This is a genomic window from Sutcliffiella horikoshii, from assembly GCF_019931755.1.
Lineage (GTDB): Bacteria > Bacillota > Bacilli > Bacillales > Bacillaceae_I > Sutcliffiella_A > Sutcliffiella_A horikoshii_E.
Genome location: NZ_CP082918.1, coordinates 1090345 through 1113412 on the forward strand (window position 1 = coordinate 1090345; position 23068 = coordinate 1113412).

Sequence of the window (23068 nt, forward strand, 5' to 3'; positions counted from 1 at the left end):
TTAGTATAATAATGAGTGAAAACGTTCACGAACGCGTAATTTGTCATAATTCGACGTATTTTTTTTGCAGGAAGCATTAGTATGGAAGTAGAAGTCTTACTATATCCTGATAAACGCAAGGAGGAAAAGACAGATGAAATGGATGGAAAAATTCGATCTTTGGGAATCTCACACTAATCTTGATGAAGAAATGGTTAAGCTGATTCAAGAAATGAAGCACGATGACAAGGTGAAAGAAGAAAGCTTTTATAAAGAATTGGAATTTGGTACAGGTGGAATGCGCGGGGAGATCGGTGCAGGTACAAACCGAATGAATATATATACTGTTCGAAAAGCTTCTGAAGGATTGGCACGATACATAGAATCTTTCGGTGAGGAAGCGAAAAAAGGCGGAGTGGCAATCGCTTATGATTGCCGTCATAAATCTCCGGAGTTTGCAATGGAAGCAGCCAAGACATTGGCAAGCCATGGCATTCAAACTTATGTATTTGAAAGCCTGCGTCCGACGCCGGTACTTTCTTTTGCTGTTCGTTACTTAGGAGCATTCTCCGGTATCGTTGTTACGGCGAGCCATAATCCTCCAGAATATAACGGATACAAAGTGTATGGTCCAGACGGAGGGCAATTGCCATTGTATGAAGCGGATCAGGTCATCTCCAAAGTGAATGAAGTGGAAAATGAGCTTGATTTACAGGTTGCTTCAGAAGAAGAGCTGAAGAATAAAGGCTTGATCAAAATCATTGGCGAAGAATTGGACAAGGAATACTTGAAGCAGCTTACTACCATCAGTGTGCACCCTGAGTTAGGTGAAGAGATGGGCGAGGATGTAAAGGTGGTATTTACTCCTTTACACGGAACAGCCAACCTGCCAGTACGTGAAGGTCTTGCAGCACTTGGGTACAAAAATGTGAAAGTGGTGGCTGAACAAGAACAGCCAGATCCAAACTTCTCTACTGTATCCTCTCCAAACCCGGAGGAGCATGCAGCATTTGAATTGGCAATCCGTGATGGCAAGGAAATCGGTGCCGATATTTTAATCGCAACTGATCCGGATGCAGACCGTCTTGGAGTAGCAGTAAAAAACGCAGACGGCGAGTATGTGGTGTTGACCGGTAACCAGACAGGTGCCCTTTTCTTACACTACTTATTGTCTGAAAAGAAAGCAACAGGTACGCTTCCTTCAAACGGTGTGATGTTGAAAACGATTGTAACATCTGAATTCGGCCGCGTGATCGCAGACAGTTACGGTGTTGCAACTGTAGATACGTTAACAGGGTTTAAGTTCATCGGTGAGAAAATCAAGCAGTATGAAGAGGGTGGGGAATATACTTTCTTATTCGGATACGAAGAGAGTTATGGTTCCTTGATCGCAGATTTTGCCCGTGACAAAGATGCGGTTCAAGCATGCATCATGGCAGTAGAAATCTGCGCATTCTACAAGAGACTTGGCAAGACGATGTATGAAGGGTTAATGGAGTTGTATGAAGAGTACGGCTATTATTTAGAAGGCATGAAGTCCCTAACGTTAAAAGGAAAAGAAGGAGCGGAACAGATTGCTAACCTTCTGACAGCGTTCCGCAACACGCCGCCAGCGGAAGTAGCAGGATATGCGGTTACAGCAATAGAGGATTACTCTACACAAGAAAGATTGGTTGTGGAAACAAAAGCTGTGGAAAAAATGGAACTTCCAAAATCTAATGTGCTGAAGTATTTCCTTGAAGACGGCACATGGGTATGTGTAAGACCTTCCGGAACAGAGCCGAAGATAAAGTTCTACTTCGGAACGCAGTCTGAGACAATGGAAGACAGTCAAGAGAAATTAGAAACTATCTCGACTTCACTCATGGAGAAAGTGGATCAGTTTTTAAATAGCATGAACTCTTTAGGTAAAGCTTAATTTAATAAAATTGATTGCTGTTTCAAGTAGAGTATTTCTGCTTGAGGCGGTTTTTTGTTGTTCATCTACGACCAAAGTCGCAGAAAAACTCCGGTCTTTTTCCGAAAGCCAAAAGGGATTCCCACTGTTACAATAGAAAGATAATAGGTGATATGTAAGCTAGACGAAACAAGGGGGACATTTATTGTGGTCCAGGAAAATCAAAGAATTCAAGAACTGCGCGCGCTGAAAATCATTGCGGAATCGCTTAATCAAGCGAATGATTTACCGACAATGCTAGAAAGCGTGTTAAAAGAACTACTTCAAGTGACAGGCCTTCAAACAGGCTGGATCTATATTATAGATGAAAAAGGAAACTACGAATTAGCTGCAGAACACCAATTGCCAGAAGCACTAAAAAGCAACAATAAAAAACCTATGTGCGAGGGAGGCTGCTGGTGCCTTGATCGCTATCAAGACGGTCGGCTGAAGCGCGCATCTAATATCATTGCCTGTAAAAGGCTAGAGGATGCAATAAAGTTTGAGTGGGGGGAAACCAATGACATTACCCACCATGCAACAGTACCATTGCGTGCGGGAGAGGAAAAGTTTGGTGTTCTAAATGTAGCAGCACCTTCCAAAACCTATTTTTCCGATACAGAACTTGCGCTGTTAGAGTCCGTTGCCTATCAAATTGGAACGGCAATCAAGCGTATCAGGCTTTCTGAAAACGAGCAGCACCTTTCCATTTTGGCAGAAAGAAACCGCTTGGCCAGGGATTTGCATGATTCAGTCAACCAACTTCTTTTCTCCCTTATGCTCACTGCAAGAGGGACTAAAGAGCTTACAAAAGACCCGCAGATTCTCGAAATGCTGACGTATATGCAGGAACTTTCACAAGAGGCATTAAGTGAAATGAGAGCACTCATTTGGCAGCTGAGGCCAGAAGGATTGGAAAATGGGGTAGTGAGTGCACTGCTCAATTATGGCAAAGTGCTTGGGTTAAGCATTCATTCCGAGGTGAAGGGTGTCATTGATCTTCCAAATCATATGGAAGAATGCTTATGGAGGATAGGACAGGAGGCATTAAATAATTGTAAAAAGCATGCAGGAAAAAAAGAGGCATGCCTGCTGATTGAAGTGAAAAATAAAAGAGTTTCCATGGAGATAAAAGATACAGGGACAGGCTTTTCTTTTACACAAAGTGAAGAAATTCCTTCTTTAGGCTTAAGGAGCATGAAGGAGAGAACGGAAGCACTAGGGGGAAGGTTTATCCTTTTAAGTGAATTAGGAAAAGGCACGATGGTACGTGTAGAAATGCCAGTGACAAAGGGGGAGAGTAAATGATCAGGATTGTAATTGCAGATGATCATCATGTGGTGAGAAGAGGTTTGCTTTTTTTCTTGAAAACACAAAAGGATATTGAAATTGTCGGGGAAGCAAAAAATGGAAAAGAAGCAGTGGAACTTGCTGAAGCCTTGAAACCAGATGTTATTCTAATGGACTTAGTGATGCCGGAAATGGATGGAATTCAAGCAACGAAGCAGATCATGGAAAGGAATATCCCGTCCAAGGTATTGATTTTGACCAGTTTCGCTGACCAAGATCATGTTATTCCCGCCATACGTGCCGGTGCGACTGGCTATCAATTGAAGGATGTAGAGCCTGACCAATTGATTGAATCGATACGTGCCGTTCACCGAGGGGAAAGTCAACTGCATCCTAAAGTCACCTCACATGTGATGTCTCATTTTGCCAAAGGAGTCGGAAGCAGAAACTTGCATGAAGAGTTGACCAAACGAGAACTAGAAGTATTAGCGGAGATAGCAAAAGGAAAGAGCAATAAAGAAATTGCCTCCTCTTTGTTTATCACCGAAAAGACCGTCAAAACTCATGTTTCCAATATATTGGCGAAGCTTGAAGTGGCAGATCGGACTCAGGCTGCATTATATGCAGTGAAACATGGCATTGCTTGATCTACGACTTTAGTTGTAGAAAAAATGAATCGTTTTTCGTAGGGAAAGTTAGCTATTTCTTCCGATTTGCCAATGAAGAATGTCGAATATACTAAAAGTATAAAGACAGTTGGAGGGAGTAAATAGTGATGAAAATTTTAGCGATAAGCGGTAGTCCGAGAAAAAATGGTCGTACAGGTATTGCAGCAAGATTTTTTCAAAATAAATATGGTGTAGAGGTTATTGATTTAAGTGAAGGGAAAATTCCCCTATACAATGGAGAGTCTTATCAGGCGGAGCTTGAAAACGTGGAGTCCTTGAGAGCGAAAGTTAAACATGCAGATGCGGTTCTGCTATTATCTCCTGAATACCATAGCGGCATGAGTGGTGCATTGAAAAACGCGTTGGATTTCCTGGGCAGCGAGCAGTTCCATAGCAAGCCTGTTGGGTTGTTGGCAGTAGCGGGTGGTGGCAAAGGCGGAATCAATGCATTGAACAATATGCGCGTGGTGGGCCGTGGCGTTTATGCAAATGTGATACCAAGGCAATTGGTTTTGGATCCGCATTGTTTTGATTATGAAAATGATTCTTTGAATGATGAAAGTGCGGAGTTGGTTGATGCGCTATATAAAGAGTTAGTGATGTATGTGAAAATGCGTGAATATGTGATGCAAAGTGAAGAGGCCTGATAAGAGGCCTTTTTTTTAAGAGATAAAAAAGTATAAAATTCCGTTGATTTCCGTTCCAGGCGCTTCGCTTGCCTGCGGGCGGTCCGTGAGCCTCCTCACTCCGTTGCGGGGTCTCACCTGTCCCTTCCTCCCGCGGGCGTCTACGCGCCTTCCACTCCAATCAACAAGGTGGCTGCATTCACCGAAGGAATTATAAAAAAGGTCCCAAACGAGTTAACTGAAAAAGCATTAACGTCCTGTTCTCGTAATTTATAGCTGTGGATTGGAGCTAATGGCGAAGACTCCTACGGGGAAGTAGCGGCAATGTTGAGACCCCGCAGCGAACGCGAGGAGGCTCAAGGTCGCCCCGTGGAAAGCGAAGCCATTAGCGGAAAGGAACAGCGGCGATTAACCAACTACTAATGTTTAATTACTATAAAAGAACCAGACGATTTTGCCCGTTTTTTTATTGAATACTAATAAACAGTAATCCGGGGCATTGTGCCTTGGATTACTGTTTGTTTAAGAAATGATTTACACCATATATCCATGACTGATTTCATCCAATTGATCTTCTGTGCTCCTTGTTACAGCGTGATCAATATATCGTAGCAATTGATAAAGGTTTTTCTCAATTTCCTTATAATCCTTAGAAAAGTTGTAGGAATGAAGGAAATGCTCGATATTCTTGGAGAGGAAATCATCTTTAGTCCGCACCATCAGGATAAGCAGGTTATCCCATTCAGATCGGTGCGTGTAATATAAGGCGCGGTCATAATCAACTGTGTTCATTTGGAATCCTCGCCTCCTCTTGTTAAGGAGTGCTATTATTTTGTGTCAAAAAGTGATGTTTCCTCCGTTGAAAATGTTGGTCGTATCTCCATTCGAAAACTTACACAAAATAAATGAAATGCGATTTTGAGGTGTATAAATGAAGCGATGGAAAGCGATTGTTTTACTGTTTATATTTGTGCAAATTAACCCACTCATTTCACAAGCAGAGCAAATAGTGAATGCTCAAGAATGGTATACGTATGACAGAATGCGGGAAGATCTGTGGCTTTTAAAAAGAAAGTATAAGGAAGAGATGCAAATTAAGCTAATTGGAAAATCAGAGTTTGGTCAAAATATCTGGGCTGCGAAAATAGGTGAAGGTAAAGAAAGTATCATTATTCTCGGTGGTCACCATGGAAGGGAATGGCTTACGACAAGTCTTGTCATGACTAAGATGGAATATTACTTAGAGGCGTATAAGAGCGGTCAAGATATTTTTGGATATAATTCGCAACTGTTGGATGATGTTTCGATTTGGTTTGTCCCGATGGTTAATCCGGACGGGATACGGATTCAACAAGAAAGTATAGGTTTTTTGCCTAAACATCATCAAATACGATTAATCCACATGAATGAGAATAGTATGGATTTTGATCGATGGAAAGCAAATGGGATGGGAATAGATTTGAACAGGCAATACCCAGCAGGGTGGGAGAGCATTAAAGAAAAAACGGCAGTTCCATCCTATCAGTATTATAAGGGGAAGTACCCGCTGCAGGCGAAAGAGGTCCGGGCAGTTGTACATTTTACAAAGGAAGTAGATCCTTTGATGGCGGTTACCTATCACTCCTCGGGGAGAGTTCTATATTGGTACTTCAAAAATAATCAAGCATTGGTAAAACGAGATAAGAAAATAGCAGATCACTTATCAAAGTTAACAGGTTATGAACTTGACCAACCGGAGGAGCATGCGGTTGGTGGAGGGTTTTCCGATTGGTTTGTATCAGAATTCGATAGGCCTTCCTTCACATCGGAGATTTCTTATTTTGTGGAAGATACAAATCCTCCGATATCGGTTTTTCAGGAAGAATGGAAGCGGAATAAAAAGGTGGGTATATACCTTGTGGGTAAAGCGAAAAATCTGTTTCTTGACCGTAATGAATCTAAAATGAATGAGGCAGAATAACGGTATAGGTTTTTTAACAGGAAAAAAGGGGTATTAAATTTGTTAAGTGTTTTATTTAAGAGTAGCTAAAAAGGTTGACACCGTCCGTTTTTCCCTTGTAAAGTAGAAATTATGAAAAATGAAATCAACTCATTTTACCTTCGTTAGGTGAGGCTCAATGCACCTTCATTCCTCCAAAAATGACAGGTGCTTTTTTAATGAGTAAAACTAATATTCAGGTGGTGGTAACGAAAATGGATAGTAGTCCAAGTCCGAGGACGATTTTTATAAGAAGTACAGGAACATACATATCATTATTAGTTACCACACCAACGGTAAAATAAAGATGTGATTCCTTGTACTCCTTAGCATGCAGAGGAGGCAAAGCTCATGGTGAATAACATGACAGAGGATCAAATCATTTTAAACATCATTACCTTTTTAAAGGACGGGAAGCGAAAAGCTTTTCAGGATATCATTGAAGAACTACAGCCATATGATACAGGAGTCATCTATCAACAGCTTCCTGAAAAACATAAAGTAAGATTTCTCACATACCTTACAATTGAGCAGTTAACTGCATTAATTCAAGAGCTAAACCAAGAATTGCAATTAGAAGTATTACAAAAAATCGGTGTGGAAAAATCAGCTAAAGTTATGGACCGGATGGATAATGATGATTTAGCATCATTATTTGATGAAATGGATCCAGAGGTCAAAAGCCGATTCTTAGCAAAAATGAACAAAGAAGAATCCTCCGCCGTTCAGGACTTAATGAAATATGAAGCCGAAACTGCCGGTCGATTGATGACAAACCGGTACGTGTGGATACCTCAGGAATACACAGTCCGAGAAGTGGTCGATAAACTCAAATCATTTGCGGAACTTGCTGAAACCATCAACTACTTATATGTTATTGACGAAGAGAAAAGGCTTGTAGGAGTTGTCTCTTATCGTGATCTTATTTTGGCAGACGCTCATGAAAAGATACAGGAAATAATGTTTTCAAGGGTCATCTCCGTTCATGTTGATACAGACCAAGAAGAAGTGGCAAATATCATCGAGCGTTATGACTTCTTAGCGGTCCCTGTTGTAGACGATGAAAAAACATTAATTGGTATTATTACAGTCGATGATGTCATCGACGTTGTTATTCAAGAAGCGAATGAAGATATTGAAAAACTTTCTGCATCTGGTAAAGACATTGACTTTGATACACCTGCTCTAGTGGCTTCTGCAAGACGTTTGCCGTGGTTGATCTTATTATTATTTATTGGACTTATTTCAGGCAGTATTATAAGCGGATTTGAAGATACATTAGGTACAGTTGTAGCGCTGGCATTCTTTATGCCGATGATTGCAGGGATGACAGGTAACACAGGTACACAGTCCCTTGCAGTGATTGTTCGTGGTCTAATATCTCGTGATTTGGATAAAAAGTTGGTAACAAAAGTTGTTCTCCGTGAACTTGGAGTGGGCATAACTATTGGAATTACTTGCGCTATTTTAATTGCCATCATTGCATTTGTTTGGCGAGGCGATTTGATTTTGGGAATGGTTGTAGGGGTTTCTTTATTTTTCACTCTTATCATTGGTACACTCGCGGGCACTGTAATCCCTTTAATTCTTTATAAATTGAACATTGACCCGGCCATTGCATCCGGTCCGCTTATCACAACAGTGAACGATATCCTTTCTTTATTAATTTATTTTGGAATTGCGACAGCATTTCTATCTTACTTGGCACCATAAAAAAATAAAAAGTCCATCCTCTCCAACAGTAATCGTGAGAAAGGATGGACTTTTTTGTCTAATGAGAAGGCTGTGCTTTTCTCTTTAAAAGCCTTGTCAACAAGAAGATATTAATAAATATGGTGTAACATCCTAAGGCAACCAAGCCAACTGTAGAAAGTTCAAACATCTCTAAAATGAGACTAAGCATGGTGACGATGTAAAGGAAACCCAACAACTTTTGAATACTTCTGCTTTTAAAGAAAGAGGTGGCTTTTGCGCCCAACTGAGAACCAAAGATGGCTCCCGCAATCAAAAATAATCCCACCTTGAAGTTAATTGGATTGTTTACAGCATATGTGATGAATCCTGCACTGACAATCAAAATGACCCCTGCAAGGCTTGTTGCTACTGCTTGTTTAGATGAGAAGCTGTAGTAAGCAATCAATAACGGAACAATGATAAAGCCGCCACCGACACCGAGTGTAGTAGACAGAAACCCAGCAATTACCCCAATGAAAATGAATTTCCAGAAGCTCTGCTTGTTCGAAGTGGCATCATAAGCAACCCGATTATCTCCTTTATCCTTCTTCAACATTTTATAGGCAAAGTAAGTGAGTAATGCAAGGTACAGAATTGGTACAACAGTGGTATCATACCCGTTAGACTCAAGCCAGCTTACAACGGGGTAGGCAATTTGTGTGGCCACGACACCACTTGCTCCTATAATGACTGCTGCCTTCCATTGGATGTTTTTCATTTTAAAATGAGCATACACACCGGCCATGGATGTTCCGATGGTATAAAGAAGACTTGTGGAAATCGCCTCAATAGGTGTGTAACCAATAAGAAGCAATACAGGTGTCAGTACAAGGCCGCCTCCTATCCCAAAAAAACCGGAAAGCATACTGATTGAAAATCCTAATAGTATAAATAATAAAAATTCCATATATGTATTCTCCTCCAAAAAGGCTTATCTACAGTATAACATTGTGCCAAAGCCAAGGGTTTGTATATAGAAAAAAGTCGCAATAGAACAATCCCCTCTCATGTTATTGTCACCTTGTTCATACATTGTGATAAGAGGAAAAGGGAGGTAGTTTTGATGAGAGCAAATGATGAAAAGGCCTTATTCCATGCCATTGATGAAATTACCGAGATTGCCAAAGGGTTTGGACTGGACTTTTATCCAATGCGTTATGAAATTTGTCCTGCTGATATCATCTATACGTTTGGAGCATACGGAATGCCGACACGCTTTTCCCATTGGAGCTTTGGGAAACAGTTTCACAAAATGAAACTGCACTATGATCTGGGACTCAGTAAGATATATGAATTGGTAATTAACTCAAATCCTTGTTATGCCTTTCTTTTGGATACAAACTCGATTATCCAGAACAAGCTGATTGTTGCGCATGTACTTGCCCACTGTGATTTTTTTAAGAATAATTGCCGGTTTCAAAACACGAACAGGGATATGGTGGAAAGTATGGCGGCAACAGCGGAGAGAATTAAACAATATGAACACGATTATGGAAAAAAAGAAGTAGAGGACTTTTTGAATGCTGTCCTTGCCATACAGGAACATATTGATCCTTCGCTCATTCGTTCCAAACTTGCTTGGAGCATGGAGGATATGGAAGAGGAGGAAGAAGCACCGAAGAAAGTAAGTCAATATGATGACTTATGGAACTTGGATAATCGTAGTAAACCCAAAGCAGTACCGAAGAAAAGAAAAAAGAAATTCCCACCTCAACCGGAAAAGGATATTCTTCTTTTTATTGAACACTACAGTAGCGAACTCGAGGACTGGCAGCGTGATATCCTGACGATGATGCGAGAGGAAATGCTCTATTTCTGGCCTCAAATGGAAACGAAAATCATGAACGAAGGCTGGGCTTCCTACTGGCATCAACGTATCCTGCGCGAAATGGACCTGACAAGCGATGAGGCATTGGAGTATGCAAAATTAAACGCAGGTGTTGTGCAGCCTTCTAAAACAAGTATCAATCCATATTATCTTGGTATTAAAATTTTTGAGGATATCGAAGAACGGTACAACAACCCTACGGAATCAATGTTACGTGATGGAGTAAAACCAGGATCTGGGCGTGAGAAGATGTTTGAGGTGAGGGAAGTGGAATCAGATATTTCCTTCCTGCGCAACTATCTTAATAAAGATTTAGTCATGCGAGAAGATATGTATCTTTTCCAAAAACAGGGGAAAGATTACAAAATTGTTGATAAGGCTTGGGAACAAGTACGCGATCAACTGGTGAACATGCGTGTTAACGGTGGGTTCCCATATATTACAGTTAATGATGGGGACTACCTAAGAGCCGGGGAGCTATATTTGAAGCATTGGTTTGAGGGAATTGAGCTCGACCTAAAATATTTAGAGAAAGTAATGCCGTATATCTTTCAGATCTGGGGTAGACCAGTTCATATGGAGTCGGTGATTGAGACGAAGAATGTATTGTTTACGTATGACGGCAAGAGTGTTCACCGGAAGTATATATAACAAAGAAAACCTTGAGGGAATGGAGCCCTCAAGGTTTTTTATATGATGTCGAAATGGAAAAACTATCATCTGTCATAACATATTTATGCACCTGTTCTAATGCTGAATGAAGCACCGGTGACAAGGAGTCGCAAGAATATGCGCAAACAGAGATCATCCTTTGCTGAATGACAAAATCATCAGATGAAGCTTCGTATTCCTTAAGCTGCTCAGCATCAGGCTCGTCTGAAGCCCATTCTACATGAGCCCATGTACGAACAGATCGGTTATCTTTTCTTAATAATGTAACGTCTTTTGCAAAATGCCCTAATATTGTTTTGGTATTAAAATCCCCGCCAGAAAAATAATAATCAAAATTATTGACTATCCTAATGGATTCTCTTTGTTCTTCGCTAAAGCGCTGTTGGATCTCTTCATTAATTTTCGGGAGGTTTTTCATACTCTCGATAATCAGGACAGTATCTCCGCTCTTAATACCCATATCTATAAAAGAAAATAAATGATTTAAATAGATGTCTCTTTCTTTGAAACGGTAATATATATGACCTTCTTTTAAATTCTCTAGATTACGGATGGTAAAAGTAGTAATTGGTCTCACCTCTAAAATAGATTTGATTTCAACCAAAAATAAACATTACGTCATTACCTCGGATAGAAACCGAGAGCACTGTGTCATGAATCACCATATATGTTTTTTCTAGAGGATATCCTAACAAGTATAACACTAATCTGGTTCAATTGATTGGTAAGAGGTTGAAATAGTCCCAACGTTGTTTATTTGAAGGTTTTTGGTTGATATTAAATGTTTATGATTGTTTTTGATTGATTTTTGTAAGAGCTTACATTACAATGTAACTACATACAAACGACCAAAGGAAAAGGTGATTTCCATGTTAACTCCAGAACGACAGCAAATAATACTTGAATTAGTTCAAAAGCATGAAGTAGTGAAGCTACAGGATTTTGTAGATGTAACAGGGGCATCAGAGTCAACAATCCGCCGCGATCTCAGTCAGCTAGAGGAACTGAATAAATTGAAAAGAGTGCACGGTGGCGCTGCGAGAATTCATCAAAAGGGGGAGGAACCAAGCATATTGGAGAAGGCGTCCATTAACTTGCATGAAAAGAAGATGATCGCCAAAAAGGGAGCTGATCTTGTCAATGATGGCGATTGTATCTTCCTCGATGCCGGGACCACTACCTTTCAAATGATTCCTTATCTTGAAAACAAACAGATAACGGTTGTTACCAATGGGTTTGCCCATATCCAGTCTTTAATGGAAAAGGGACTGACCACCTATATAGTGGGAGGCTTTATGAAAAATAAAACGGGTGCAATTATCGGGAGCAAGGCTAGTCAATCCTTGCTGGAGTACAATTTTGATAAAGCTTTCATTGGGGCAAATGGAGTCCATCCAAAAACTGGTTATACAACTCCTGATCCTGAAGAGGCGAGTATAAAGAATTTGGCAATGAAGCTTGCTAATGAAACATTCATTCTCGCGGATTCCTCTAAGATCAATGAAGTTGCATTTGCAAAAATTGCGCCACTTCAATCAGGAACGCTCATAACCAATCAATGCGAAGAGGTACTTGCAGCAGCATTCAAAGATATAACAACTGTGATAGAGGTGTGAACTCATGATATATACAATTACATTAAATCCTTCTATTGATTATGTAATGGAGGTGGAAGGGTTTGTAGAAGGCACCATAAATAGAGCTTCCAAAACAAATTATTACCCCGGTGGGAAAGGAATCAATGTTTCCAGAGTGTTAAAAAGGCTTGGTGCAGATACGATGGCTTTAGGCTATGCGGCAGGGTTTACCGGTAATTTTATAAAAGAGAAGCTGATAGAGGAACAAGTGGCGGTTAAGCTTCTAGAAGTCGATGGTCATTCGCGTATCAATGTAAAACTGAAAGCCGGGATGGAAACCGAAATCAATGGCACCGGACCGCTAGTAGATGATGATGCAGTTAAGCGTTTGCTCCAGCAGCTGAATCAGCTTTCAAGTGAAGATATCGTCGTGCTTGCCGGGAGCATTCCAAGTACAGTTCCATCTGACATTTATGAAACACTCATTCAAAAGTGTCAGCAACATGAAGCAAAAGTAGTACTGGATACTGGAGGGCAAACATTAAAATCACTTCTTTCGTACAAACCTTTTTTCATTAAACCAAACCACCATGAACTTGGTGATCTGTTTGGTGTCACCATTCAAACACAAGGTGAAGTCATCCATTACGCAGGTAAGATACATGAACAAGGTGTTGAAAATGTGGTGGTATCCATGGCTGGAGAAGGCGCAATTCTTTACACAAGATCAGGTGTTTATTTCGCAAAAGCGCCACGTGGGGAAGTGAAAAATTCCGTAGGTGCAGGGGACTCCCTTGTCGCCGGTTTCCTTGCGGGATATGTGAAATCAGGGAAAAGTGATGAAGCATTGCGATACGGAATAGCTTCTGGAAGTGCCACGGCATTTTCCTATGACCTTTGTCAAAAAACTGATGTTTATAATCTAATAAATCTAGTAGAGGTAGAAAAGTTATAAAGGGGGAAGGGACCATGAAAATTACAGATTTACTGACAACAGATACTGTGACACTTCAATTAAGATCAAGCAACAAATCTGATGTAATTAAGGAATTGATTGACTCATTGGACCGTGCCGGTAAGCTAGCCGACAAACAGAAGTATGAAGAAGCAATCCTTGCCAGGGAGGCACAGAGTACGACTGGAATCGGTGAGGGAATAGCGATTCCACATGCGAAAACGGATGCGGTGAAGACTCCGGCGATTGCCTTTGGTGTGGCAAAGGATGGAGTGGATTACGAGTCATTGGACGGTCAGCCAAGTCAGCTGTTTTTTATGATTGCAGCAAGTGCTGGAGCCAACAATGAACATTTAGAAACCTTATCTCGATTGTCTTCCATGTTGATGGATAGTGAATTCCGCAATGCATTATTAGCAGCACCGTCTAAGGAGGAAGTTATCAGATTAATAGATAACAAGGAAAAGGAATTGTTTAAAGAGGAAGAAATGCAAACAGCTCCTACTTCTGATGACAAAGGGTTGATTCTTGCAGTAACGGCCTGTCCGACTGGAATCGCTCACACCTACATGGCGGCAGATGCGTTAAAGCAGAAGGCGAAGGAGCTGGGTTTAACATTAAAGGTGGAAACGAATGGATCAAGTGGTGTAAAAAATCAACTGACCCAAGAAGAGATAGATAACGCGTCCGGAATTATCGTCGCTGCCGATAAACAAGTTGAAATGGAACGGTTTAACGGCAAAAAGATCATTCAGGTGCCTGTGGCCCAAGCGATTCGCAAGCCAGAAGAACTTTTATCAAAGGCAAGCCTTGGAGAAGGGGAAACTTACAAGGGATCAGGCAGCTCAAGTTCAGAAAGGAAAAAGGGTCGATCTGGTTTCTATAAGCACCTGATGAGCGGTGTTTCCAATATGCTGCCGTTTGTTGTAGGAGGAGGTATCCTGATTGCGATATCCTTCATGTTCGGTATCAATGCTGCAGATCCTGATGATCCAAGTTACCATTGGTTTGCAGATGCTCTTAATACAATTGGTGGAGGGAATGCCTTTTATTTGATGATTCCTGTGCTTGCAGGATTTATTGCGATGAGTATTGCGGACCGTCCCGGGTTTGCAGCAGGAATGGTCGGTGGATTGATTGCATACACAGGTCAAGCAGGTTTTCTTGGAGGTCTGATTGCAGGTTTCCTTGCAGGTTATCTTGTCTTGGGCTTGAAAAGATTGTTTAGAGGGCTGCCAGCCTCACTTGAAGGCATCAAGCCGGTACTGCTGTATCCACTTTTCGGTATCTTTCTTACAGGAATGATCATGCTGCAACTGGTGACTCCTTTGAAAGCGTTTAATCAAGGATTGACGTCTTGGCTAGGTGGTTTAGGGTCTGGGAATTTAGTTGTTTTGGGTATTATCTTGGGAGCGATGATGGCTATAGATATGGGTGGTCCAATTAATAAAGCGGCCTTCACATTCGGTATTGCCATGATTGATGCAGGGAACTACGCACCGCATGCAGCTATCATGGCAGGGGGAATGGTGCCCCCACTTGGTTTGGCACTTGCTACAACAATCTTTAAAAATAAATTCAATAAACAAGAAAAAGAAGCAGGAAAAACATGTTATGTCATGGGAGCTTCCTTTATCACAGAAGGGGCGATCCCGTTTGCGGCAGCAGATCCGTTACGCGTCATCCCTTCTGCGGTGGTAGGTTCAGCAGTTGCCGGGGGGTTGGCCATGTTATTTGGAATTGGCCTTCCTGCGCCTCATGGTGGAATCTTTGTTATTCCAATTGTGACTGGCGGAATATTTATGTATGTGTTGGCTATCTTGATTGGAGCTGCTGTGACGGCGGTAATGGTCGGGTTGCTGAAGAAGAGGGTTGCTGTGTGAATTTATTGAAAAAAGTGATGAGTTATCTCATCGCTTTTTTTATATAAACTTTCAAGCACATCCAGTGTTAGAGACTTCTGTAAGATTCTATATAATAGAAATAATACATAAAGGAAAGAAGGAAAAAGCATGCTTAAAGATGCAATCGTTATCGGAACGGGATTCGGTGGAATGACAGCAGCGGCGCTTCTTGCAAAAGCCGGTTACGATGTATTGACACTTGAAGCCGCAAATGAGCTTGGTGGATGTGCGAGCAAATTTGACCGTGCGGGATACCGGTTCAGTGCAGGCGCGACAGTAGGCATGGGTTTTGAAGAGGGTGGTATGTTAAAAAGACTCTTTGAAGAGCTAGATGCGCCAATTCCCCCAATGAGTAAACTTAATGAAATAATGAATGTGTACCTTCCTGACCGGACGGTTACTTATTTTTCTGATAAAGAGAGATGGTATAAAGAGGTCGCAAGTAAATTTGAACAAGATCAAGAACGTATTCTCTCCTTCTTTGAGGAAGTCTTCAAGGTATCAAATGTACTACAGAATTTTGTGGAAAAACGCGCTATCTTTCCACCATCCACAGCATCAGAGTACTTTCATTTACTAAAAAGTATGGATGTGAAACTTCTAGGATTAGCACCTTACTTGACTCAATCAGTACAAGACCGTCTATCCAAATACGGTTTGACCAAAAATAAGCCGTTTTTAACATTTATCAATGGTCAGCTGATGGATAGTGTTCAGACGACGGCAACCTTTAGTCCCTCCTTGTTAGGATATATGGCATTAAGTATTTTTCATAATGGCGCTTTTTATGTGGAGGGAGGCTTGGCGTCTATCATTCATGCATTAGCGGAAGTCTACCGGGCTTCAGGGGGAGAACTGCGACTGCGTCATAAAGTTGTCAGTATAGCCAAACAGGGGGATGTCTGGACGGTTATGAAGAAACGTGGTCAGGTATTCAGAACGAAACAAGTAATAATGAATGCCCCAATTCATAATGTATTTTCCTTGCTGGAGCCAGAGTTGCATCGAAACCTTCCTATCAAAGAACCAAAAGAAAAGGAAAAGGATGCTTGGGGAGCCTTTACTCTCTATATTGGAGCCGAACCTTCGTTTATGATGCCAGAAACGAGTTCCATCCCATTTCATCAGTTTATCTCCTCCTATGACTCTCCATTATCAGAAGGGAATCAGTTCTTATTTTCCATGTCACAAGAGGGGGATACGAGATTCGCTCCAACCGGAAAAAGATCCATTACTATTTCCACTCACACCAATGTCGGCAAGTGGTGGGAGAGGGAAAGCTATGAAAGTAGGAAAGAAGAATACATGGAGACAATCATTGATTCTATTGATAAGAGGTTTTCGAGTTTCTCTTCCCATATTGATGTGAAGATGGCGGGAACTCCCGTGACTTTCAAGCGTTATACCCAACGGGCTTATGGAAAGGTAGGCGGCTATATTCCATCAGGGAAATATAGTTTATTGAAAAGCTACTCTCCGAACTCTGGCGTGGAAGGGCTATGGTTTTGTGGAGATACCGTTTTCCCAGGAGCGGGCTCATTAGGAAGCAGCTTAAGTGGGTGGATGGTGGCGGATGCAATAAAAGGAAAGCACCCACGTCAGGGCATGTGATTTCGCCTTGTGGGTGCTTTTTACATTATTACCTTAGGAAAAGGCTTAGAGTTCAGTTCTACTAGTATAGACATTAACAGGTATGATTAAAAACATTGCATCATAGAGTATAAGGAATTGTTGAAGAAAAGGGGGGGGGAACATGATGAACGGCTATTATTATCCATATTATACAAGGGCACCGCAAGATGAAAACTTAATAGAAAGTATCTCCAGGGCCATTAATGGAGAATATAGTGCCATTGCCTGTTACGAAAAGCTTGCCCAAATGGCACCAGATGCGGAAACTCAGAAGAGAATAACGGAAATAAGAGAAGATGAAATCAAACACTATAATACGTTCAGTCAAATCTATCAATCGTTAACTGGAAAACCTGCCACTCCTGAAATATCGGAAGAATGTAAGGATAATTACCAAGAGGGTTTGGTTGCATCATTGAAGGATGAACAGGAAACCGTGGAGTTTTATTTGGATATTGCCGATTCTACACAAAATCCTTATATTAGAAGAGTGTTCAAAAGGGCAGCGGCAGATGAGCAGAATCATGCGGTATGGTTTTTGTATTTCTATACGGAAAGTAAAGGATAAAAAGCAACCGACTTCTCGCGTGAGAGGTCGGTTGCTTTTGTTATAGGAACAATCCCATCAAAGTACCGCCAATGGCACCTGTTAATACAATCATCCAAGGTGGAAGCTTCCAGTAGACAAGCATGCTGAACAAAATAGCTGCAAAGGCAAAATCAATTGGAGCTAAAATCGAACTTGTCCAAATTGGGAAGTAGAAAGCAGAAATCAAAATTCCAACAACCGCAGCATTCACTCCCATTAATGCTGCTTTCACCTTGGAATTACGACGTAAAGAATCCCAAAATGGCAAAGTACCAAGAATCAATAGGAAGGCAGGAAGGAAGATAGCGAATGTTGCTAGTAAACCGCCCTTCCACCCGTCAATGACAGCACCGATATAAGCGGCGAATGTAAATAATGGACCTGGGACTGCTTGGGCAGCACCGTAACCAGCAAGAAATGCTTCTTCACTAATCCATCCAGTTGGCACGAATTCGCGCTCTAGTAAAGGAAGGACCACATGCCCTCCACCGAATACTAAGGATCCTGAACGGTAGAAACTATCAAACAGTGCCACCCAGTTTAGCGAAGTGGCTTCTCTCAGGATCGGCAACAAAATAAGCAGTCCGAAAAATAATGTCAAACAGATTACCGCAAAGCGCTTGGAAATCGGAAACTCCATACGAGAATCATCTGCCGTGATATTTTGTCTAAATAAGATAAAGCCAACGACAGCGGCAACGAGGATAACTCCAACTTGGGAGAATGCTGTTTGCCACAATAATGTAATCACTAGTGCAAATAATGCGATAGCCTTTCTTTTTAGATCTGGAGTAAGGTTGTTTGCCATCCCTAATATGGCATGAGCAACAACAGCTACTGCGACAATCTTCAAACCATGAATCCATCCGGCATTACCTACGTCAAACCCCTGCAAGATGATTGCGAAAATAATTAATGCTAAAACTGATGGTAACGTAAAGCCTAAAAAGGAAACAATGCCACCAAGAACTCCTGCTCGCATAACGCCTATACCTATTCCGACCTGACTGCTCGCAGGTCCGGGCAAGAATTGACATAAGGCTACAAGATCAGCGTAACTTTTTTCATCCATCCATTTTCTGCGACGTACATATTCGGTATGAAAGTAACCGAGATGGGCTACTGGTCCACCGAAAGAAGTAAGCCCTAGTCTTGTTGATACAATTAAAATTTCTATTAATGACATTAATTTGTTTGGTTTCTTCATGTTGATCACCTTCTTTAATTAATTTCTTTAAAGAGCTCATAAGCTTTGTTTCTTGCTTCTTTTAAAATGAGGTTTCCTTTTTCTGTGATGGTATAATTCTTTCGTATTTTCCCCTCAACTTTTAGGTCCTCCCTATGCAATAGACCGTCCTTTTCCATCGAATGCAAGATAGGATACAACGTTCCAGCACTGATAGAGTAACCATGTTCGCGTAACTCTTCTAGCATCCAGGCACCATAAACCGGATGTTCTTTTGCATGATGGAGAATATGTATCTGAATAAATCCGAGGAACAATTTCCTAAGCACTCTTTCTTCCAAATCAAGTCCTCCTTTTATTACAAAGATGCAAGTTTTTTCGAGGTCACGAAACCCGATATCGAATTTCGATATTAATATATCACACTTTTTATTATCCCCCAATATGAAACGAAAAACTTTACATAACATTTACAAACTCTTTGAAAAGTTGACGTTTTCAGCATTATGGGCTAGAATAAAGGTAATAAAATTACGTTAATCCCAAAGGGGAGTAGCTTATTCAGCAAAGTCGTCATTACGGGACATGATCCTCGGCTTTGTTGGCAACAATTCGTTGTTAGCGAGACCTTTGTCAGCTTTATTTGTCTGGCAAAGGTCTGTAGAATATTCAGAGACCTTTCGCCATTACGGTGAAAGGTCTTTTTCTTTTGGATAAAAAATAGGGAGGTCGTATTGATGATTAAGAAATTCATTAAAGCATTAGTGTTGAAAAAGGGAGTGACCCTGGCAAAGAAAAAGGTCCTGCCGGTAGTAATGAAAGAAGTAAAAAAACGAATGAAGAAATAGGAGGAGTTTATATGCGTAAAATGATCATCACATTCACTTTGTTATCATCTATTCTATTAAGCGGTTGTTCTATGTTAGAAGAAGTTAATAGTTCATTGGAATACGTCAATGATGCAACGGAGCATATAAACACTTGGAAGAATTTTGGAGAGGAAGCACCTCAAATGATCCAAGAAGCAGCTACAGATTCCAATGCTAAGGAAGAATTAGAAACAAGACTAAATGAAATGCTTGTTGAAATAGACGAGTTTAATAATACGGACGCGCCAGCTATAGCAGAAAGTGTACATCAGCAGATTGTAGATAAAAATCAAGCAATAAAAGATGTGATTGAAAATGCTATGGTGGACGGGGAAGTGGCACTAGAGAAACTGCAAGATTCGGAGCTATACACATTAATAAATGAAGTGACGACTATGATGAACTTATTGGAGGAAGTAGGTTCATAATGTTTTCAGGAGAGTAGGGGATTCCAGATGAGGGGAAGTACAGAAATAGACACGTCTTATCAGCAACTTGCGGAGTCTGTTGTTTTTAAACGAACTCAGAAAAACGTTGCAGTAGAATCTTACAATGATAAGCAATTAACTATGGCTGGATCTGGACGAAGTGCGTATGTTTTTAAGCTTAAGAATACAAAAAAAGTGCTGAAAGTGTTCTATCCACCTTTTGAACATCTAGCCAAGAGAGAAGCTAAAATATATAAAAAGTTAGAGGGCGTTTCTTATTTCCCTGTGATGCATGCATCAGGGGAAAACTATATTGTCATCGATTATATTGATGGGTTGACCCTTTTTGAATGTTTAGTGAAGGGAAAACATATTGATGAAAACGTGTTGGATGAAGTAGACCATGCTATTTTGTTAGCAAAAAATAGAGGTCTTAACCCATCCGACATCCATCTTCATAATATACTAATCACCTCTGATGGAAAAGTGAAGCTTATTGATGTTGTGCGTTTCGAGCAGGTTAAACGGTGTTCTCAATGGGATGATTTAAAAAGAGGTTATTATAAATATTATAAAAAGAGGATATTTCCTAGAAAGTTACCATCTAAGCTTTTATTGATGATTGCCTTCTTTTATAAAAGAAACCTATTAAATAGATTTGTCACATAAGTATGGGCCGTTCCTCTAAAAAAGGAAGGGCTCTTTTTTTATTTAAACTGCGATAAAATGAAAAAGGAATCGTCTATACATATAGAGACTGCAACAAACGGGGGAAAAGGATGTCCAATAAACAAGTCATTTCGGAATGGTTTTATTTATATAGCGATGATATTTATCAATTTCTATTTTACCGATTGAATTCGAAACACCATGATGTAGAGGATTTAGTACAGGAAGTGTTTATACGTGCACTAAACAACCTGGATCGTTATAAGGGGGAAGCATCACCAAAAACATGGCTTTATAGCATAGCAAGGAATATTGCTATAGATGCCCATCGAAAACAGAAACGTGATAAATGGAAATGGCTGTTACAGTTTGAAAACGGAACAGTTCCAGAGAGCACGGAAAAAGATACACCGGAACAATTGTACTTTGTCTCAGAAGAGCAAAAGGAATTATTAAACGCGATTAGGACCTTAAAAGAATCTTATCAGGAAGTGCTTATCATGAGGAGCATTAAAGAGTTATCTGTACAAGAAACCGCTGCTGCTATGGGTTGGACCGAAAATAAGGTTCGTTCTACACTTCATCGTGCAAAATCGGCCCTGCAAAAAAAGTTGGGAGGGAATGTAGTTGAGTAAGGAATTGGATAAAAAGCTTCAAACATTGCCCAAGCCAAAACTAAGAGAAGAAACGAAGAATGTATTACATCAATCCATCATGGAAAATAACGAAGAGGAGACGCGTGTAGAATGGTTGCCGAAAGTAAGGTCGGCAGCATTGTTGACGGTCAGTGTCCTTGCAATAGCATTATTCTCCTTTATCCTATTCACAGGTAATGAAGGGGAAGCTCCGAGGTCCTCTGCGCCAGAGGAGAAATATTATGAGAATTATGTTTCTTACTTAGATTCTATCGAAGTGCATGACCAAATAGATGCTGACAGGGCATTTATTGGCAACAATGGTGCGCTCGGAAAATATCACGGTCAAGTGTTGCCTGGCAAATACTATGCAAACGGAATGGAACTACAAACTAATGAAGAGCTGCCAATGGGAATCCACATGCACTATAAAGTGACAGAAGATACCTCTGCTAAAGGTTTTGATAAAGAAGTATTTCATGTTACCAATCTTCCGTGGACCATTATATTTAATGCAACAACTTATTTTACATTTTTCACAAATGGAGACTATGTTACATTCGATATTGATTATTATGGGGAAAAAAGAGAATATACATTAACTAGACAGCAAATTGATGAATTATATGGACGTGACGTAAAAGAGTTTGCAGATAATAAAGATTTATGGAAAGAAGAAGTTATGGAAAAGACACTACAAAATGAAGAAAAGGTACAAGATTTTATGGAGAAAATAAGGGTTTCTAATGCGTTATCTAATGATCCTGAACAAGTGGTGACATCTTCCAAAGAGTATGTAGAAGTAAATGGTAAAAAATATCTTGTCCCATCTGACATGCACACTCCTTCCATTAAGGCCGGAGGGAAAGAGGACTTTTATTCTTTTAGCGATATGTTGTATGAGTTTTACGATAAAGGGTGGGGAGAACAGGTTCAGGTGGCAAGAAACTTTGAAATGTGGGAAACCATAAAAGTCAGCGGTGAACTTCAAAGTATAGAATATGACGGTACATCCAATCAAACTACGTTTACCTTTGCACCACAGCAATCACACATTATGATTTTTGACGGGAATCTTTCCGATGAATATCAAGCAGGAGATACGTTGTTATTTGAATTTCAATTTGTTCCACTAATTGATGAGAGCTATGAATTTGTTCATTTGGACTATGATTCCGCACTTCTTTCTGGGGAAGAATTGGAAATTAATGATTATTTAATAGGTGAATAATGTATGTATAAAAGAGCAACTGTTTATGACGGTTGCTCTTTTTACATCGATTTAGAAAAAAGTTAGAAATAAATGGCGGATTTTTCTATTACTCCCAAAAACATCTATTAAAAGATAGAATAAAGTAGTACAATAGTTGTATAAACTAACCATACTATTGTAGGGGGTGTTGTAATTGGAAGGAAAACCAAATCATTATGATGGCAGTGTTCAAGCTGATTTGAAAGAGAAAGTAACCGGGGATCTGAATGAGTCATTTGTACTGACTGACGATATGAGAAAGAATATTGGCGGTAATCCATATATCCTACATAATGAAGAATAAGTGTATTATGAAAAGATCTGTTATCAGATCTTTTTTTGTTGTTTAAGTAATTATAAAATAATGGAATGTTTGAATAGTCTTCAGTGTAATTCTTGTTCGTAGGGATGAAGACCTGAGTGACGAGGAAAAAGGAAAAGAGAGGTCCTCATGGCCACGATGAAGACCTGAGTGACGAGGAAAAAGGAAGAGAGAGGTCCTCATGGCCACGATGAAGACCTGAGTGACGAGGAAAAAGGAAAAGAGAGGTTCTCATGGCCACGATGAAGACCTGAGTGACGAGGAAAAAGGAAGAGAAAGGTCCTCATGGCCGTGATGAAGACCTTGGTGACAATGACAATTCATTGAAATGTCAAAGAT

At 40.4% G+C, this 23068-nt stretch carries 23 protein-coding genes; 18 read left to right on the top strand and 5 right to left on the bottom strand.

Annotated features, from left to right (window positions below; all coding sequences use genetic code 11):
• The first annotated feature begins 133 nt into the window (after positions 1–133).
• From K7887_RS05655 to K7887_RS05670, 4 genes are all read left to right on the top strand, one after another.
• Entirely contained in the window at positions 134–1897 is a 1764-nt protein-coding gene (locus K7887_RS05655) for a phospho-sugar mutase (protein WP_223492577.1), read from the top strand.
• 186 nt (positions 1898–2083) lie between these two features.
• Complete coding sequence (locus K7887_RS05660) at positions 2084–3223, top strand: GAF domain-containing sensor histidine kinase (RefSeq protein WP_317849238.1); 1140 nt, start codon at positions 2084–2086, stop codon at positions 3221–3223.
• Positions 3220–3852, top strand: a complete 633-nt coding sequence (locus tag K7887_RS05665) for a response regulator (RefSeq protein ID WP_223492578.1) — start codon at positions 3220–3222, stop codon at positions 3850–3852. The genes K7887_RS05660 and K7887_RS05665 overlap by 4 nt, the downstream gene beginning before the upstream one ends.
• 128 nt (positions 3853–3980) lie before the next feature.
• Positions 3981–4520, top strand: coding sequence for an NADPH-dependent FMN reductase (locus K7887_RS05670; protein WP_223493588.1), 540 nt, complete (start codon positions 3981–3983; stop codon positions 4518–4520).
• A gap of 513 nt (positions 4521–5033) precedes the next feature.
• Here K7887_RS05670 and K7887_RS05680 read toward each other — a convergent pair.
• Positions 5034–5291: a YhdB family protein gene (locus K7887_RS05680; protein ID WP_029326573.1), complete on the bottom strand. Its 258-nt coding sequence runs from the start codon at positions 5289–5291 to the stop codon at positions 5034–5036.
• A gap of 139 nt (positions 5292–5430) precedes the next feature.
• Between K7887_RS05680 and K7887_RS05685 the strand changes: the two genes are divergently transcribed.
• From K7887_RS05685 to mgtE, 3 genes are all read left to right on the top strand, one after another.
• The gene (locus K7887_RS05685) at positions 5431–6459 is read left to right on the top strand and encodes a M14 family zinc carboxypeptidase (protein WP_223492579.1); all 1029 of its coding nucleotides are present in this window, start codon (positions 5431–5433) and stop codon (positions 6457–6459) included.
• 197 nt (positions 6460–6656) lie between these two features.
• Positions 6657–6782, top strand: a complete 126-nt coding sequence (locus K7887_RS22940; protein WP_263290337.1) for a hypothetical protein — start codon at positions 6657–6659, stop codon at positions 6780–6782.
• Between the two features lie 46 nt (positions 6783–6828).
• Positions 6829–8190 (top strand): magnesium transporter, encoded by a 1362-nt coding sequence (gene mgtE, locus K7887_RS05690; RefSeq protein WP_223492580.1) that lies wholly within the window; start codon positions 6829–6831, stop codon positions 8188–8190.
• 58 nt (positions 8191–8248) lie between these two features.
• Here the strand turns inward: mgtE and K7887_RS05695 are convergent, their stop codons facing one another.
• Positions 8249–9118: a sulfite exporter TauE/SafE family protein gene (locus K7887_RS05695; RefSeq protein ID WP_223492581.1), complete on the bottom strand. Its 870-nt coding sequence runs from the start codon at positions 9116–9118 to the stop codon at positions 8249–8251.
• A gap of 156 nt (positions 9119–9274) precedes the next feature.
• Here K7887_RS05695 and K7887_RS05700 point away from each other — a divergent pair, with 156 nt between their 5' ends.
• Positions 9275–10690, top strand: a complete 1416-nt coding sequence (locus tag K7887_RS05700; protein WP_223492582.1) for a SpoVR family protein — start codon at positions 9275–9277, stop codon at positions 10688–10690.
• Positions 10691–10718: 28 nt separating this feature from the next.
• On the opposite strand, the gene K7887_RS05705 is transcribed toward K7887_RS05700, so the two are convergent.
• On the bottom strand, positions 10719–11315 hold the full coding sequence (locus tag K7887_RS05705; RefSeq protein WP_223492583.1) for an MEDS domain-containing protein: 597 nt from the start codon (positions 11313–11315) through the stop codon (positions 10719–10721).
• Positions 11316–11580: 265 nt separating this feature from the next.
• Here K7887_RS05705 and K7887_RS05710 point away from each other — a divergent pair, with 265 nt between their 5' ends.
• The 5 genes from K7887_RS05710 (at position 11581) to K7887_RS05730 (ending at position 17347) form a co-directional block, all read left to right on the top strand.
• Positions 11581–12327, top strand: a complete 747-nt coding sequence (locus K7887_RS05710; RefSeq protein ID WP_223492584.1) for a DeoR/GlpR family DNA-binding transcription regulator — start codon at positions 11581–11583, stop codon at positions 12325–12327.
• Positions 12328–12331: 4 nt separating this feature from the next.
• Positions 12332–13243 carry a 1-phosphofructokinase gene (gene pfkB, locus K7887_RS05715; protein ID WP_223492585.1) on the top strand — a complete coding sequence of 304 codons (912 nt, stop codon included), beginning with the start codon at positions 12332–12334 and terminating at the stop codon, positions 13241–13243.
• A gap of 14 nt (positions 13244–13257) precedes the next feature.
• Entirely contained in the window at positions 13258–15126 is a 1869-nt protein-coding gene (locus K7887_RS05720; RefSeq protein WP_223492586.1) for a PTS fructose transporter subunit IIABC, read from the top strand.
• A gap of 129 nt (positions 15127–15255) precedes the next feature.
• Positions 15256–16758 (top strand): phytoene desaturase family protein, encoded by a 1503-nt coding sequence (locus K7887_RS05725; RefSeq protein ID WP_223492587.1) that lies wholly within the window; start codon positions 15256–15258, stop codon positions 16756–16758.
• A 142-nt stretch (positions 16759–16900) separates the two neighbouring features.
• Positions 16901–17347 carry a ferritin family protein gene (locus tag K7887_RS05730; protein ID WP_223492588.1) on the top strand — a complete coding sequence of 149 codons (447 nt, stop codon included), beginning with the start codon at positions 16901–16903 and terminating at the stop codon, positions 17345–17347.
• A 40-nt stretch (positions 17348–17387) separates the two neighbouring features.
• On the opposite strand, the gene K7887_RS05735 is transcribed toward K7887_RS05730, so the two are convergent.
• The gene (locus tag K7887_RS05735; protein WP_223492589.1) at positions 17388–18575 is read right to left on the bottom strand and encodes a chromate transporter; all 1188 of its coding nucleotides are present in this window, start codon (positions 18573–18575) and stop codon (positions 17388–17390) included.
• Between the two features lie 14 nt (positions 18576–18589).
• Positions 18590–18895 carry a PadR family transcriptional regulator gene (locus K7887_RS05740; protein ID WP_223492590.1) on the bottom strand — a complete coding sequence of 102 codons (306 nt, stop codon included), beginning with the start codon at positions 18893–18895 and terminating at the stop codon, positions 18590–18592.
• A 518-nt stretch (positions 18896–19413) separates the two neighbouring features.
• Here K7887_RS05740 and K7887_RS05745 point away from each other — a divergent pair.
• The 5 genes from K7887_RS05745 (at position 19414) to K7887_RS05765 (ending at position 22711) form a co-directional block, all read left to right on the top strand.
• Positions 19414–19851 carry a DUF6376 family protein gene (locus tag K7887_RS05745; RefSeq protein ID WP_223492591.1) on the top strand — a complete coding sequence of 146 codons (438 nt, stop codon included), beginning with the start codon at positions 19414–19416 and terminating at the stop codon, positions 19849–19851.
• A gap of 27 nt (positions 19852–19878) precedes the next feature.
• A complete protein-coding gene (locus K7887_RS05750) occupies positions 19879–20520 on the top strand; it encodes a protein kinase family protein (protein ID WP_223492592.1) in 642 nt (213 codons plus the stop codon).
• A gap of 110 nt (positions 20521–20630) precedes the next feature.
• Complete coding sequence (locus K7887_RS05755) at positions 20631–21155, top strand: RNA polymerase sigma factor (protein WP_223492593.1); 525 nt, start codon at positions 20631–20633, stop codon at positions 21153–21155.
• Positions 21148–22386, top strand: coding sequence for a DUF4825 domain-containing protein (locus K7887_RS05760; protein ID WP_223492594.1), 1239 nt, complete (start codon positions 21148–21150; stop codon positions 22384–22386). Before K7887_RS05755 ends, K7887_RS05760 begins: the two co-directional genes overlap by 8 nt.
• A gap of 175 nt (positions 22387–22561) precedes the next feature.
• On the top strand, positions 22562–22711 hold the full coding sequence (locus K7887_RS05765) for a hypothetical protein (RefSeq protein ID WP_223492595.1): 150 nt from the start codon (positions 22562–22564) through the stop codon (positions 22709–22711).
• Positions 22712–23068: the final 357 nt, after the last annotated feature.

Coding starts and splice junctions, on each gene's coding strand:
- K7887_RS05665 (WP_223492578.1), top strand. CDS start 3,220: ATGATCAGGATTGTAATTGCAGATGATCATCATGTGGTGAGAAGAGGT.
- pfkB (WP_223492585.1), top strand. CDS start 12,332: ATGATATATACAATTACATTAAATCCTTCTATTGATTATGTAATGGAG.
- K7887_RS05695 (WP_223492581.1), bottom strand. CDS start 9,118: ATGGAATTTTTATTATTTATACTATTAGGATTTTCAATCAGTATGCTT.
- K7887_RS05670 (WP_223493588.1), top strand. CDS start 3,981: ATGAAAATTTTAGCGATAAGCGGTAGTCCGAGAAAAAATGGTCGTACA.
- K7887_RS05680 (WP_029326573.1), bottom strand. CDS start 5,291: ATGAACACAGTTGATTATGACCGCGCCTTATATTACACGCACCGATCT.
- mgtE (WP_223492580.1), top strand. CDS start 6,829: ATGGTGAATAACATGACAGAGGATCAAATCATTTTAAACATCATTACC.
- K7887_RS05745 (WP_223492591.1), top strand. CDS start 19,414: ATGCGTAAAATGATCATCACATTCACTTTGTTATCATCTATTCTATTA.
- K7887_RS05750 (WP_223492592.1), top strand. CDS start 19,879: ATGAGGGGAAGTACAGAAATAGACACGTCTTATCAGCAACTTGCGGAG.
- K7887_RS05730 (WP_223492588.1), top strand. CDS start 16,901: ATGATGAACGGCTATTATTATCCATATTATACAAGGGCACCGCAAGAT.
- K7887_RS05655 (WP_223492577.1), top strand. CDS start 134: ATGAAATGGATGGAAAAATTCGATCTTTGGGAATCTCACACTAATCTT.
- K7887_RS05755 (WP_223492593.1), top strand. CDS start 20,631: ATGTCCAATAAACAAGTCATTTCGGAATGGTTTTATTTATATAGCGAT.
- K7887_RS05725 (WP_223492587.1), top strand. CDS start 15,256: ATGCTTAAAGATGCAATCGTTATCGGAACGGGATTCGGTGGAATGACA.
- K7887_RS05710 (WP_223492584.1), top strand. CDS start 11,581: ATGTTAACTCCAGAACGACAGCAAATAATACTTGAATTAGTTCAAAAG.
- K7887_RS05720 (WP_223492586.1), top strand. CDS start 13,258: ATGAAAATTACAGATTTACTGACAACAGATACTGTGACACTTCAATTA.
- K7887_RS05700 (WP_223492582.1), top strand. CDS start 9,275: ATGAGAGCAAATGATGAAAAGGCCTTATTCCATGCCATTGATGAAATT.
- K7887_RS05735 (WP_223492589.1), bottom strand. CDS start 18,575: ATGAAGAAACCAAACAAATTAATGTCATTAATAGAAATTTTAATTGTA.
- K7887_RS22940 (WP_263290337.1), top strand. CDS start 6,657: ATGAGTAAAACTAATATTCAGGTGGTGGTAACGAAAATGGATAGTAGT.
- K7887_RS05685 (WP_223492579.1), top strand. CDS start 5,431: ATGAAGCGATGGAAAGCGATTGTTTTACTGTTTATATTTGTGCAAATT.